Source organism: Polynucleobacter sp. IMCC 30228, from assembly GCF_021395205.1.
Taxonomy (GTDB): Bacteria; Pseudomonadota; Gammaproteobacteria; order Burkholderiales; family Burkholderiaceae; genus Polynucleobacter.
This window is the reverse complement of record NZ_JAJVCS010000004.1, coordinates 204,074-217,132: the sequence shown is the minus strand read 5'-3', so window position 1 is coordinate 217,132 and position 13,059 is coordinate 204,074. Positions and strand designations below refer to the sequence as shown.

The 13,059-nt window shown below is 48.4% G+C and carries 13 protein-coding genes; 4 read left to right on the top strand and 9 right to left on the bottom strand.

Translation table 11 applies throughout. The annotated features are described in order from the left end of the window. Positions 1-90: 90 nt before the first annotated feature. The 6 genes from fabG to LZT21_RS08730 form a co-directional block, all read right to left on the bottom strand. Positions 91-834 (bottom strand): 3-oxoacyl-ACP reductase FabG, encoded by a 744-nt coding sequence (fabG, locus tag LZT21_RS08755; RefSeq protein WP_233924218.1) that lies wholly within the window; start codon positions 832-834, stop codon positions 91-93. Next, positions 831-1,775, bottom strand: coding sequence for an ACP S-malonyltransferase (fabD, locus tag LZT21_RS08750; RefSeq protein WP_233990280.1), 945 nt, complete (start codon positions 1,773-1,775; stop codon positions 831-833). The genes fabG and fabD overlap by 4 nt, the downstream gene beginning before the upstream one ends. 14 nt (positions 1,776-1,789) lie before the next feature. After that, positions 1,790-2,785 (bottom strand): beta-ketoacyl-ACP synthase III, encoded by a 996-nt coding sequence (locus LZT21_RS08745; protein ID WP_233924216.1) that lies wholly within the window; start codon positions 2,783-2,785, stop codon positions 1,790-1,792. Continuing rightward, positions 2,782-3,795, bottom strand: a complete 1,014-nt coding sequence (gene plsX / locus LZT21_RS08740; RefSeq protein ID WP_233924215.1) for a phosphate acyltransferase PlsX — start codon at positions 3,793-3,795, stop codon at positions 2,782-2,784. Before plsX ends, LZT21_RS08745 begins: the two co-directional genes overlap by 4 nt. Positions 3,796-3,887: 92 nt before the next feature. Then, a complete protein-coding gene (gene rpmF, locus LZT21_RS08735; RefSeq protein WP_233924214.1) occupies positions 3,888-4,067 on the bottom strand; it encodes a 50S ribosomal protein L32 in 180 nt (59 codons plus the stop codon). 109 nt (positions 4,068-4,176) lie between these two features. Further along, a complete protein-coding gene (locus LZT21_RS08730; RefSeq protein ID WP_233924213.1) occupies positions 4,177-4,728 on the bottom strand; it encodes a DUF177 domain-containing protein in 552 nt (183 codons plus the stop codon). Between the two features lie 31 nt (positions 4,729-4,759). Here LZT21_RS08730 and LZT21_RS08725 point away from each other — a divergent pair, with 31 nt between their 5' ends. Both LZT21_RS08725 and LZT21_RS08720 read left to right on the top strand, forming a co-directional pair. Next, a complete protein-coding gene (locus LZT21_RS08725; RefSeq protein WP_233924212.1) occupies positions 4,760-5,386 on the top strand; it encodes a Maf family nucleotide pyrophosphatase in 627 nt (208 codons plus the stop codon). Next, complete coding sequence (locus tag LZT21_RS08720; RefSeq protein ID WP_233924211.1) at positions 5,383-6,150, top strand: SAM-dependent methyltransferase; 768 nt, start codon at positions 5,383-5,385, stop codon at positions 6,148-6,150. The genes LZT21_RS08725 and LZT21_RS08720 overlap by 4 nt, the downstream gene beginning before the upstream one ends. A gap of 21 nt (positions 6,151-6,171) precedes the next feature. Here LZT21_RS08720 and LZT21_RS08715 read toward each other — a convergent pair whose 3' ends face one another. From LZT21_RS08715 to LZT21_RS08705, 3 genes are read right to left on the bottom strand one after another with little or no spacing between them, the layout of a single operon-like run. Continuing rightward, on the bottom strand, positions 6,172-7,113 hold the full coding sequence (locus LZT21_RS08715; protein ID WP_233937298.1) for a S49 family peptidase: 942 nt from the start codon (positions 7,111-7,113) through the stop codon (positions 6,172-6,174). Continuing rightward, on the bottom strand, positions 7,113-7,832 hold the full coding sequence (locus tag LZT21_RS08710; protein WP_255696494.1) for an HAD-IA family hydrolase: 720 nt from the start codon (positions 7,830-7,832) through the stop codon (positions 7,113-7,115). Before LZT21_RS08710 ends, LZT21_RS08715 begins: the two co-directional genes overlap by 1 nt. 58 nt (positions 7,833-7,890) lie before the next feature. Then, positions 7,891-8,907, bottom strand: a complete 1,017-nt coding sequence (locus LZT21_RS08705) for an RluA family pseudouridine synthase (protein WP_233924209.1) — start codon at positions 8,905-8,907, stop codon at positions 7,891-7,893. A gap of 433 nt (positions 8,908-9,340) precedes the next feature. On the opposite strand from LZT21_RS08705, the gene LZT21_RS08700 reads away from it, so the two are divergent. Then, positions 9,341-11,887 carry an Rne/Rng family ribonuclease gene (locus LZT21_RS08700; protein WP_233990279.1) on the top strand — a complete coding sequence of 849 codons (2,547 nt, stop codon included), beginning with the start codon at positions 9,341-9,343 and terminating at the stop codon, positions 11,885-11,887. A gap of 41 nt (positions 11,888-11,928) precedes the next feature. Continuing rightward, a complete protein-coding gene (gene moaA / locus LZT21_RS08695) occupies positions 11,929-13,050 on the top strand; it encodes a GTP 3',8-cyclase MoaA (protein WP_233924207.1) in 1,122 nt (373 codons plus the stop codon). Positions 13,051-13,059 lie beyond the last annotated feature (9 nt).

Genomic DNA, 13,059 nt, shown 5'->3' with positions numbered 1-13,059 from the left:
GGGTAGTAAAAAACGATTTAGGGATTTTATCAGTTTGGCAAAGTCACCCTCAGATTACTGCGCCAGACTCCTAAAACCCCATTCCATAAATCAGGCTAAATACAGGCCCCCATTGACGTGGAGGGTATTTCCCGTAATATAGCCCGCTGCTCCTGAAGCCAAAAAGACCACTGCCTGCGCCACATCTTCTGGGCTCCCTAAACGGGCCAAGGGAATGTTCGCTTTGAGGGCATTTTGTTGCTCTTCACTTAAGGCGCGGGTCATATCGGTATCGATAAACCCTGGAGCGACGCAATTCACGGTAATGTTGCGACTGCCAATTTCCCGCGCCAAAGCCCGAGTCATTCCCGCAACCCCCGCTTTTGCAGCAGCATAATTCACCTGTCCGGGGTTGCCCATGTGGCCGACGATCGAGGTGATATTAATAATGCGCCCAAAGCGGGCTTTCATCATCGGCCGCAAAACTGCTTGCGAAAGTCGAAAGACTGCGCTTAAGTTGGTATCAATCACATCTGCCCACTCCGTGGTTTTCATCCGCATCGACAGTTGATCGCGGGTAATGCCAGCGTTATTGACCAAAATATGAATGCCGCCAAATTCTTTGCACATGGCCTCAATTATTTGCTCACTTGCCGCAGCCTCATTCACATTCAGAATTTCGCCCCGCCCACCAAAAGCCTGTAAGCGTTCTGTAATAGCCAATGCACCAGCAGCTGAGGTGGCAGTGCCAATAACTGTCGCGCCCGACTGTGCAAGCGCTTCGGCAATCGCCGCACCAATGCCACGGGAAGCACCAGTAACTAAGGCAATTTGTTTGCTTAGATCAATTTTCATGTGACTTGTCCTAAAGCTGACTTCACTTCATTGAAGCTCGCATCATCAAATAATGCGAAGCCTTGTAATTGCGCATCGATGCGCTTGGTTAAACCTGCCAACACTTTGCCTGGTCCACATTCAATCACCTGAGTAATGCCTTGTGCGGCCATCGCTTGAATAATTTCTTGCCAACGTACGGGTTTAGCAGCCTGCCTTACTAGGGCATCTTTAATAGCCTGCGGATCACTCAAGACACTGACATCAACATTATTAATCAAGGGAATCGAAGGCGGATGAAAGGTGACATTTTCTAAATAAATCGCCAGTTTTTCAGAGGCTGCTTGCAATAAAGAGGAATGAAACGGGGCTGATACCGATAAGGGTAAAGCCCGTTTAGCGCCAGCTGCTTTTAATAACTCGCAGGCTTTGCTGACTGCTGCATTGGCGCCTGCTATGACCACCTGACCAGGGGCATTGAAATTGACCGCCTCAACTACTTCATTCGTCAAGGTGCTCGCCTCAGCACATACTGCTTGCACTTGGGCGCCGTCTAAACCCAAAATCGCTGCCATGGTTCCTGTGCCTAAGGGCACTGCGGTTTGCATCGCCTCTGCACGAAATCTAACGAGTGGCACGGCATCTTGAAACGAAATGACATCTGCGGCAACTAAAGCTGAATATTCGCCCAAGCTATGGCCAGCAACAAAAGTCGGTTTTGCACCACCACTTGCCAACCAAGCACGATAACAAGCAATACCTGCTACCAACATCACTGGTTGCGTATTGGTTGTGAGTGCGAGGGCTTCTGCTGGTCCAGCAGCAATTAATTGCGTGAGATCTTCGCCTAGGGCGAGTGATGCTTCGGCCAAGGTAGCCTGCACTTCGGGACGAGCGGCAAGCGAGTTCAGCATACCCACAGATTGCGAACCCTGTCCTGGAAAAACGAATGCAAATGTCATGAGAAAAAACCTGTTTAATATTTTAGAGCGACTGCGCCCCAAGCAAATCCGCCGCCAACGCCCTCTAACAAGAGATGTTGACCACGCTGAATTTGACCATTGCGGATACCAAAGTCTAAAGCCAATGGAATTGAAGCAGCAGACGTATTGCCATGCTCGGCCACGGTCACAATTACCTTATCCATTGAGAGTCCCAATTTGCGCGCCGTACCTTCCATAATACGAATATTAGCCTGATGAGGAACCAGCCAATCAATTTGTGTTGGCTGTAATTGTGCGCGCTCTAAAGCTTCAAGCGCAACCTGCTCTAAGGCCTTCACAGCAAATTTGAAAACAGCTGGGCCGTCCATCGTTAAGAATGGGGTGCCCTCAATGCCACCGGCAATTGCACGACCTGGTACACACAAAATGGCGCGTTGCCTGCCGTCAGCATGTAACGCTGCAGCCAAAATACCGGGTTCATCTGCGGCCTCAAGCACCACTGCACCTGCACCATCACCAAATAAAACGCAGGTTGTGCGATCATTAAAATCTAAGATACGGGAAAAAATTTCAGCCCCAATAACTAAAACTTTGCGGTATGTGCCTGCGCGAATAAATGCATCGGCAATGGCGAGTGCGTAGGTAAAGCCAGCACACACTGCCTGCACATCAAACGCCGCACCGCCATTGTGAATACCTAGCTTGTCTTGAATCACGCAAGCGGTACTGGGAAAGCCACCCAAATGATCTGGAGTTGAGCTGGCCAAAATAATTAACTCAATTTGATCGGCACGAAGATTGGCGTCGTGCAATGCAGCCTGTGCGGCCAACATACCTAAGTCACTGGTTAATTCATTGTCAGCGGCAAAATGACGCGCTGAAATACCGCTACGCGTTTGAATCCACTCATCACTTGTCTCTATGCCCACTTGCGCTAAACGCGCTGCTAAATCATCGTTACTTAATCGTTGTGCAGGCAAATAACTGCCTGTTCCAGCAATGCGTGAATAAAGAGACCTTGAAGTCATGGCCTCACCTCTGCACTAAAAGCTTCAGCGATGCGTTCAACCATGCGATTCTTGCCAGCTTCATAAGCACGCTCCAGAGCGGCGGTAAAAGCTAGGCGATCGGCAGAGCCATGACTCTTAATCACACAACCGCGCAAACCAAGCAGCACAGCGCCGTTATAGCGCCGATGATCAACCCGATTTTTGACACGAACTAAAGGCAACATGGCACATAAGGCCATGAGCTTAGTTAGCCAAGAGCGATTAAATTCCGTACGAATCATCCCAGTCATCATTTTTGCCAGACCTTCGCTCGCCTTTAAAACAACATTACCCACAAAGCCATCGCAGACCACAATATCGACGGTGCCCTTAAAAATATCGTTTCCTTCGACATTACCAAAAAAATTTAATTGGCTATTACGTAATAATTCACCGGCTTCCTTCACGACTTCATTACCCTTAATGACTTCTTCGCCGATGTTCAGCAGGCCAATCGATGGTGAAGGCTTGCCATCAACAACCCGCAACATCACATCCGCCATTTGCGCAAACTGTAACAAATTCACCGGCAGACAATCGGCATTAGCGCCCAAATCGAGCACGGTAGTACTCGTACCCAATTCATTCGGAATTGCGGTGGCAATTGCTGGGCGATCAATGCCATCGAGCGTTTTCAATAGATAACGCGAAATCGCCATCAAAGCGCCAGTGTTACCAGAAGAAATAATTGCTTCGGCCTTTCCTGTTTTGACTTGATCAATGGCTAGACGCATCGAAGAATTTTTCTTGCGTCGCAACGCAACCTCAATTGAATCATCCATGAGCACGACTTCGTTGGCAGCAATAATCTCAATGCGCTTCAGCAATTCAGGCGCTGCCTTAGCTAACAATTGCGTCAGTAACTGTGAGTCACCCACTAACTGAATATGAGCGTCGGCGTGAACTTGGAGAAAATCAAGGGACGCAGGTACCGTGACTGCTAAACCCTGATCTCCGCCCATTGCATCTACTGCAAGCCTGACGTTCATCAGAGAATTCATGGGCGCTGGGGTTGCCAAATTTGCTGAGCCAAGAAAAAAGCGGCCAATTTAAAGCCGCTTCGATTGATTAAATGAAAAAATTAATCGTTCTTTGTTTTCACGACTTTCCGACCACGGTAAAAACCGTTGGGGGAAATGTGATGACGTAAATGCGTTTCGCCGGTGGTTGCTTCAACTGCCAATGCACCCACGGTCAAAGAATCATGGGCGCGGTGCATGCCACGCTTAGAGGGGGATTTTTTATTCTGCTGAACGGCCATATTGGACTCCTAAACAAGGGGGCATTCTAGCATAAAAATGCCTCTAAATACGGGATTCTAGGCATTGATGGGTAGGTATTAAAGGCCTCAATTAACCCAGCCGCCAGAGCTATTTCTTGATATTTTTCAATACCTTAAAGGGGTTTTCAGGTTCTTCAATTACACCCAATAATGGGCTTGGGGCACATAGCGCTTCAGGGTGTTTTGGCACTAATGGCAAGGATAAAAGAATTTCATCTTCGATTAGCGCCAATATATCAAAATGGGGGCTGCAGACTAAGGGGTCGAGAAGGTCATCTTCAATTGGATAGGCATCCGCAGCCGCTTCATCGGCCACAACAATAAATAAACGCTCCACGTTTAAGGAATACTGGAAAGTCTGTAAACACCGCTGACAAGTTAAGGGTGCTTGTCCATTAAGCCTCAAACGCAAGGTTTGCGCTTGGTCCCCGGCTTGATTAGCCGTAAACTGGGTTTGGATTTGCCAAGCAAAACCATTATCTGGGCTGCTGATAGCCAGCTCTAAAGCCACTCGGGGTAAGGCGCCCAGCGACAACCTACCCTCACCATGGTAGGTTTGCGGGGCACACAAATCAACCGCTTGTAATGCTTGCGGAGTTGCAGAAATTTCAACTTCAGGTAAAACTTGTTTACGATTCATCTCATCAGTCTAATTCAAGGCGCTATTTTTCATGACGAATTCCGACGTAGCAAGGCATCCAGCGCCAATTATTTTGGCCTCAAGCTCGCCGTATCGCCGCGAATTGCTTGCCCGCTTAGGGCTGCCCTTTACTTGCAGCACGCCTGCAATTGATGAAACTCCTTTGCCCCATGAAACTACCCTTGCTCTAGCCTTGCGTTTGGCTGAACTGAAAGCCAGAGTGATAGCGAAACAGAACCCGGGGGCATGGGTTATCGGCTCAGATCAGGTAGCTGATTTATTTGGCGCTGTATTAGGCAAACCGGGTAATTTTGAGCGGGCCTTAGCCCAATTACAGTTGATGCGCGGCAATGCTGTCCACTTTCATACGGCACTATGTTTCATGCGCGACGAGCAGTACACCACCCTGAGCGTGCCAACCACGGTACAGTTTCGCGATCTATCTGACGCGATATTAGAAGCTTATTTACATGCTGAGCAACCCTATGATTGTGCTGGTAGTGCCAAAGTAGAGGGGCTTGGCATCAGTCTCCTTGAGTCGGTTCAAAGCGATGATCCCACTGCTCTTGTTGGTTTACCGCTGATTGCATTAAGCGGATTATTGCGAGATGCCGGTTTTGCGCTACCTGCAAAAAATTGGTTCGCAACCAGTAAATGACTATCGGCACACTTTTTCTTATCCCGAATACCTTGGGTGCGGAAGGTCGCGCAGACCAATTGCCGTGGGTTTTGCCGGCCGCAACCATCACTCAAGCAGCCACGCTGAAATACTGGATTGTGGAGAATGCTAAAACCGCACGGGCATTTTTAAAGGCAATTGATACCGTTACGCCGCTGAGTACGCCTTTGCAGGAATTAGTGCTACTGGAATGGCGTGGCGCTGCGCAAAATGCAAAATACAATTCAAAAACACGTCCTGAGAGTTTGTTGCAAGCCTTAGTAGATGGGCACAATATGGGATTAATGTCAGAAGCAGGAGTGCCTGGAGTGGCCGACCCTGGAGCCGAATTAATTTTGGCTGCGCATGGTTTAGGTGCCCCCGTCAAACCCTTAGTAGGCCCTAGCTCTATTTTGTTAGGCCTCATGGCAAGCGGTCTAAACGGCCAACAGTTTGCATTTCAAGGCTACTTACCCAATCAAAACCCAGAACGGATTAATCGCCTCAAGCAACTAGAAGCGGAATCGCGACGCTTACAACAAACACAAATTTGGATTGAGACCCCTTATCGCAATGCTGCGATGTTCGACGCTTGCCTGCAAGCATTAACAGCAGAAACCCGCTTATGTATTGGCATCGACCTGAGTTTAGCGAGCGAATCGATTCATACCTACACGCTCACCGAGTGGCGGAAACGCTACCCTGGTGAAAAAATGGCCGGTGAATTACAAAACCGTCCGGCGATTTTTTTGCTACTAGCTTAAGTACGTAGTAAAACGTACTACTTATTTCAGATTGGCATCTTTCATTAACGCTTGACCCATTGAGGTGCCCATTTCTGCGCCAAACTTTTTAGCTACCCTTTCAGCAAAATTTTCCTTTAAGGTGTAGTCCAAAACATCTGGTGCCTTCAAAATATCGCGGGCTACCGAATCAACGGTACCAAACCCATCAGCCAGACCCAATTGAACTGCTTGCTCGCCATTCCATACCCGCCCCGAAAATAATTCAGCATTTTCTTTTAAGCGCGTGCCACGTCCCGCTTTAACTACTGCAATAAATTGTTGATGAATTTGATCCAACATCGATTGCACCATTTCAACCTGTTTCGGATTTTCCTTGCTAAAAGGATCGAGCATGCCTTTATTCGAACCAGCCGTGATCAAGCGGCGAGAAATTCCTAATTTATCCATTAGGCCAGTAAAACCAAAGCCCTCCATGACCACGCCAATTGAGCCGATTAAGCTAGCTTTATCAACTAAAATTTTGTCACCCGCTACCGCTACGTAATATCCACCCGATGCACAAATATCTTCTACCACCACATAGAATGGTTTTTGTGGATACAAAGTACGCAAGCGGCGAATCTCGTCATTAATCATGCCCGCCTGAACTGGTGAGCCACCCGGGCTATTAATTCGTAAGATCACGCCGACGCTATTGGTATTTTCAAAAGCCGCATCTAGCGCTGCATTCACGTCGACTGCATTCGCTGTCGTAGTCGGTGAAATCATGCCATCTAAACTAATTAAAGCGGTATGCTTTTCAATATGCATACCACGGCCTGGTATATGCAAATCAAATACCTGGGCAATGATACCGACAACTAACACTAGTAAAACTAAGCGGAAAATTGTTTTCCAGCGCCTAGCCTTACGAGTTTCTTTTAAATTTTCAAGCAGTAAATGCTCAAGAGCCTGTCGCTCCCAGTTTTCTTTCGGCTCCATCAATGCTTTACTTTCTTATTTATGTTCAAGGTTTGCTCGTACAAATGTTGATTGAACCACTGCGCTAATTCTTGCACATTATCAACGCAAATTAAGGCATTGGCAGTGCGCAGCTCCTCTAGCGGATGGGCGCCATAGGTAACGCCGACACTATCCACTCCGGCATTTTGCGCCATCAGTAGATCGTGCGTGGTATCGCCAATCATCAGCATTCGCCGCAATGGTACTTGCAAAACATCCGATAACTCTAACAGCATTGTCGGATTTGGTTTTGACGCCGTTTCGTCGGCAGTACGACTAGCGTGAAAAAGTGCTTCTAGCTGATGAAATCCCAAGGAGCGATCTAGGCCCTGCCGCGATTTACCAGTAGCCACGGCTAGCAAAAATCCCGCTTGACGTAAGTGCTCGAGCAATTCACGAATGCCGATAAATAAATGCAACTCATGATCGCGGGCTAAATAATGAAAACGAAAACGCGCAACTAAAGCAGGGTATCGTGCAGGCGCAATACTGGGAACGGCGCGCCGCAAGGAATCATCGATACCTAAACCAATCACCGAGCTAGCTAATGCATCGTTGGGCACTGGTAAGTCTAAATCGCGGCAAGCCTGTTGAATGCAATGCACGATGGTTGGGGTTGAATCCATTACGGTACCATCCCAATCCCAGACAATTAAATCGTAGCGTCGCTCTAGATTCTGTTGATGCGTGTGGTTCAAACGGACATTTCCTCAGCAACCTTCAATTAAATAACATCCCACTATACTGATTTGTGGCTTACGGCGTCGCCGCTGGGTTGCTGCTGCTGGGCTCCACCTTCAGCCTCTTTAATAAGGCGTTGAACTCGGCAGGTAGCGGTGACTCGATGCGCATTTTGGCACCGCTGCGCGGATGAACAAAACCCACCAAATGGGCATGTAAATATAAGCGTTTGGATTTTAAGCGGCGATCCTCTTCCTCTAGGCCGTACTTATCATCACCTAAAATCGGGTGGCCAAGACGCTGTAAATGCACCCGAATTTGATGGGTGCGCCCGGTTTTTAATTGCGCCTCTGCCAAGCTCAGCGCTCCCGCCTCCCCCGCGAACAGTTGCGTAACCCGCACCGCAGTATGGCTGGGCAACCCCTCAGCATCAACCCGAACTCGACGTTCGCCATTTGCTAAGAGAAATTTATGCAAGGGAAACTTTAACTGCATTACCCGTGCGCCTGTTTCAATTTTGCCGTGCGCCAATAACCAATAGCGCTTATCAGTTAAGCCTTCACGTATTTGGCGATGCATTTCAACCAAGGCACTTCTGCGCTTAGCCAATAACAGCACCCCGGAGGTATCGCGATCGAGGCGATGCACTAATTCAAGAAAATGGAGTTCTGGGCGGGTCAACCGTAAAGTCTCGATGACCCCCAAGGCAATACCCGAGCCACCATGCACGGCCAGTCCCGCGGGCTTATCGATGATCAGGAGCACGTCATCTTCATACAAAATCGGGATTTGTGCGGCATATTGCTGAGCCCGCGCGAAATTTTGACCAGCCTGCACGCGCTCGGGTGTGGCAATGCGCACGGGTGGCAAACGGACGATGTCACCCTCAACGAGGCGGGTGGTGGGCTCAGCGCGCTTTTTATTGACCCGTACTTCCCCAGCACGAATGAGCCGATAAACATGGCTTTTGGGTACGCCTTTAGCCCAGCGCAGTAAATAGTTATCCAGACGCTGACCAGCGTCATCAGGACCAATGGTTTGCAATACCACTGCTGGTGGTTTAGGCGCTTTACCGAGGGAATGAGAAGTCATGAGAATGCTTATTATGAACTTCTGCCTTATAATCAAGGCACTAGCCATATTGGCTCAGATTGGGTTCAACTGATAATATCTACTTGAAACCCCAATCGTGGTGCTGGAATCAACCATCAGAAATAGATTCCCAGGGTTGCCCCTCCCCTGTTTAACGAGGCGCAGGGTTGGCGTGCTGTATGCCGCGACCCGCGAGTAGATGACAGTTTTCAGGCGCGCGCCTACATTGATAACCCTAAAGGAGGGTAGCTGTGGCGAGCGTTCGGGGTGGCAACGATGTCCAGTAATGGACTCGATTCGAGCTAACTGATTAGCAGCTTAGTTCTCTTTTAAACCACGCCCTGTAGGGGCCAATAGAACCTAGTTCTTTGGTAGCCTTAATCTCATCTACATCGCGTCGCGCATCGTCCTCCAACCCCATTTGGAGAGAATTATGAAACGCATGCTATTTAACGCAACTCAGCAAGAAGAGTTGCGCGTCGCGATTGTCGACGGTCAAAAATTAATCGATATTGATATCGAATCAGCTGGGCGTGAACAACGCAAAGGCAATATTTACAAAGGGGTTATTACCCGCATTGAGCCATCCTTAGAGGCCTGCTTTGTTAATTACGGTGAAGAGCGTCATGGCTTTTTGCCATTTAAAGAAGTAGCCCGCGCTTACTTTAAAGAAGGCGTTGACGTTCGTACCGCATCAATTAAAGATGCCTTACGCGAAGGCCAAGAAATTATTATTCAGATTGAAAAAGAAGAACGCGGCCAAAAAGGCGCCGCGCTCACTTCTTTTATTTCTTTGGCTGGCCGTTATCTTGTCTTAATGCCTAATAACCCAAGGGGGGGTGGTGTATCTCGCCGTATTGAGGGCGAAGATCGTCAAGAACTCCGTGAGGCCATGGGTCAGCTCGAGGTTCCTGAAGGGATGAGCATTATCGCTCGCACCGCCGGAATTGGGCGCGATGCCGTTGAATTACAGTGGGACCTGAATTACCTCATGCAGCTATGGAAAGCCATTGATGAGGCTGCCAAAAGCAACTCGGCGCCGCTCTTAATTTATCTTGAATCGAGCTTGGTTATTCGCGCCATTCGCGATTATTTCCAACCCGATATTGGCGAAATTTTGATTGATACTGACGATATTTTCGAACAGGCTCAAGCCTTTATGTCGGTGGTGATGCCTGATAACTTACCCCGCGTCAAGCGCTATCAAGATGATGTCCCGCTCTTTTCCCGCTTTCAAATTGAGCATCAAATTGAAACTGCGTACTCGCGGACGGTACCGCTACCCTCAGGCGGCGCCATTGTGATTGACCATACCGAAGCCTTGGTTTCGGTTGACGTGAATTCAGCGCGCGCTACACGGGGATCTGATATTGAAGAAACCGCCACCCGCACCAACTTAGAAGCTGCAGAAGAAATCGGCCGCCAAATGCGTTTGCGCGATTTAGGGGGTTTGATCGTCATCGACTTTATTGACATGGAATCAGCGAAAAGTCAAAAAGATGTTGAAAACCGCTTACGCGATGCCTTACGCCATGATCGAGCCCGCGTGCAAATGGGCAAAATTTCTAAATTTGGCTTAATGGAAATGTCGCGGCAACGCTTACGACCCGCGCTCTCAGAAGGCAGTCATGTGACTTGCCCGCGCTGTAATGGTACTGGCCATATTCGCGATACCGAATCATCTGCTTTGCAAGTACTACGCATCATCCAAGAAGAGGCGATGAAAGACAATACGGCAGCTATTCATACACAAGTACCTGTTGAGGTCGCAGCTTTCCTTCTCAATGAGAAACGGGCTGAAGTCATCAAAATTGAAAGTCGCTTTAAGGTTAATGTCTTGATGGTGCCGAATAAGCATCTTGAAACACCGCATTACAAATTAGAGCGCTTACGTCATGATGATCCCCGTTTAGATGATCAAAAAGCCAGCTATGTCATGGCGCAAGAGGCTGCTACCGAGTTAGAAGCCGATACGATTGTGAGTCGCAAGGAAGAGACCAAAGTAAAACCTGAGGCTGCAGTCAAAGGTATTACGCCAAGTCAACCTGCGCCAATGAACCAACCCCGTGCGGCACGTGTATCTGCCACGAACGAAAAAGCGGTGGCTGAGTCAACCGGTGGATTTATGGGTTTCATTAAGAAACTATTTACTTCAACTCCAGAAATAACCGTAGCAACACCCGAAGCACGTCCTCGTCCTAGCGGAGCACGCGAAGGCCGCAATGGTAATGAACGTGGTGGTCGTAATCGCCGTGGCCGTAATGAACGTCCAGCAACAGCATCTACCAACGAAACAATTGCTCCTACTGAGACAAATGGGCGTGAAGCAAAGCCTCGTCAAGAGGGTCGCGGTCGTAACCGTAATTCCCGTCCTGAACGTCCAGCGAATCAAAACGGCAACGACACGCCTGAAGGCATCACCAACAATGCGAATACTGGGGCCACTGATTTAGTTAACGCTGAAGGCGAAGAGCGTCCGCGGGGACGTAATCGCCGTGGACGTGGTCGTGGTCAACGTGAACGTGGTGATAATCGCACAGATATCCCTGCTCAAGAAGCTGATTCAAACTCAACAGTAACTCACCCAGCCATTACCGAGGTTTCTGCCACCTGGCCGCCAGTAGGCATGGCACATATGGCAGGTGATGCAGCTACTTTGCCGCTGCACGATCTACAAAGTAATTTAAGCGGTGCACCCCAAACCGCGCCTGTAGCAAATTTCGTTCCCGTGCCTGCTGCTTTACCTAAAGTCTCCTTCTCGCGTTTAGAAGAGGCGCCTTTGGAGCAAGTGGTGCAATCAGCGGGAATGGTTTGGGTTGCTACCGATGCGACTAAATTTGCCGAAGCACAAACGCAAATGAATGCTGAACCCATTCAACCGCGGGCCGAACGCGCCCCTAAGGCGCCAAAAATATTACCTAGTGGTCCCATGGTCTTAGTAGAAACAGGTGGCCAAGAAAAAATGATTGATAAAAACTAGTCTGGTAATACTCAATAGACTAGGTATAAACTTATTTAGCTATGGTTGATCGAGCCTATTCGCGCATTATTCCCATCAGCAATACTGTTGGTGCCTCAGCGGCAATTCCAACAGTATTGCAAGGGGTCCATTCTGAAACAACTGACTTACGTCAGCGGCAATTACGTGACTTACGCATTTCAGTAACGGATCGCTGTAATTTTCGTTGCACTTATTGCATGCCGAAATCGGTCTTCGATCAAAACTATCCGTATTTAGCGCAAGATGCCTTACTGCGTTTTGAGGAAATCACCCGCATGACGCAAATCTTTGCCAGTCTGGGTGTAGAAAAAATTCGCCTTACAGGAGGCGAGCCGCTTTTACGAAAAAATTTAGAGGCTTTAGTGGCGATGCTCGCCCAAGTTAACACGCCAGCAGGGCAAAAATTAGATCTCACTCTCACAACGAATGGTAGCCTCTTAAGAAAAAAAGCGCAGCTCTTAAAAAATGCGGGCTTACAACGCATTACAGTTAGTCTCGATGCATTAAGTGATCCTGTTTTTAAAGCGATGAATGATGTTGATTTTGCAGTTGACGAGGTACTGGATGGTATTGAGGCAGCAAAAGAGGCTGGCTTTAAATCCATCAAGGTTAATATGGTCGTTAAGAAAGGGGTTAATGAGCAGGAGATTTTGCCAATGGTGCGGCATTTTCGTAACTCTGGTATTACCCTACGCTTCATTGAGTTTATGGATGTGGGAAGTTCGAATGGTTGGAATATGGCTGAGGTATTGCCTTCGCGAGAAGTCATCAACCAAATTCATGCTGAGTTTCCCTTGCAATCACTAGAACCAAACTATGTCGGTGAAGTTGCGCAACGCTGGCGCTATGCCGACGGCGCTGGTGAAATTGGGGTGATTTCTAGTGTGACGCAAACCTTTTGCCATACCTGTACCCGTGCTAGGCTCTCAACCGATGGACATCTTTTTTTATGTCTATTTGCGCATCAAGGCGTCGATTTCAAAGCTCTGCTTCGCTCCGGCAAGAGTGATTTAGAAATTGCGAATGCCATCATGAATACTTGGGCTAAACGTGATGATCACTATTCTGAAATCCGAGGTTCACACACTCCCATCGGAAATTCAACTGGTCGTAAGGTTGAAATGTCTTATATCGGTGGCTAGGCTCAATCC

What these genes read in the sequence shown, in the direction of transcription:
- fabG (WP_233924218.1), bottom strand. Translation starts at nt 834, where the DNA reads ATGAAAATTGATCTAAGCAAACAAATTGCCTTAGTTACTGGTGCTTCC.
- fabD (WP_233990280.1), bottom strand. Translation starts at nt 1,775, where the DNA reads ATGACATTTGCATTCGTTTTTCCAGGACAGGGTTCGCAATCTGTGGGT.
- LZT21_RS08745 (WP_233924216.1), bottom strand. Translation starts at nt 2,785, where the DNA reads ATGACTTCAAGGTCTCTTTATTCACGCATTGCTGGAACAGGCAGTTAT.
- plsX (WP_233924215.1), bottom strand. Translation starts at nt 3,795, where the DNA reads ATGAACGTCAGGCTTGCAGTAGATGCAATGGGCGGAGATCAGGGTTTA.
- rpmF (WP_233924214.1), bottom strand. Translation starts at nt 4,067, where the DNA reads ATGGCCGTTCAGCAGAATAAAAAATCCCCCTCTAAGCGTGGCATGCAC.
- LZT21_RS08730 (WP_233924213.1), bottom strand. Translation starts at nt 4,728, where the DNA reads ATGAATCGTAAACAAGTTTTACCTGAAGTTGAAATTTCTGCAACTCCG.
- LZT21_RS08725 (WP_233924212.1), top strand. Translation starts at nt 4,760, where the DNA reads ATGACGAATTCCGACGTAGCAAGGCATCCAGCGCCAATTATTTTGGCC.
- LZT21_RS08720 (WP_233924211.1), top strand. Translation starts at nt 5,383, where the DNA reads ATGACTATCGGCACACTTTTTCTTATCCCGAATACCTTGGGTGCGGAA.
- LZT21_RS08715 (WP_233937298.1), bottom strand. Translation starts at nt 7,113, where the DNA reads ATGGAGCCGAAAGAAAACTGGGAGCGACAGGCTCTTGAGCATTTACTG.
- LZT21_RS08705 (WP_233924209.1), bottom strand. Translation starts at nt 8,907, where the DNA reads ATGACTTCTCATTCCCTCGGTAAAGCGCCTAAACCACCAGCAGTGGTA.
- LZT21_RS08700 (WP_233990279.1), top strand. Translation starts at nt 9,341, where the DNA reads ATGAAACGCATGCTATTTAACGCAACTCAGCAAGAAGAGTTGCGCGTC.
- moaA (WP_233924207.1), top strand. Translation starts at nt 11,929, where the DNA reads ATGGTTGATCGAGCCTATTCGCGCATTATTCCCATCAGCAATACTGTT.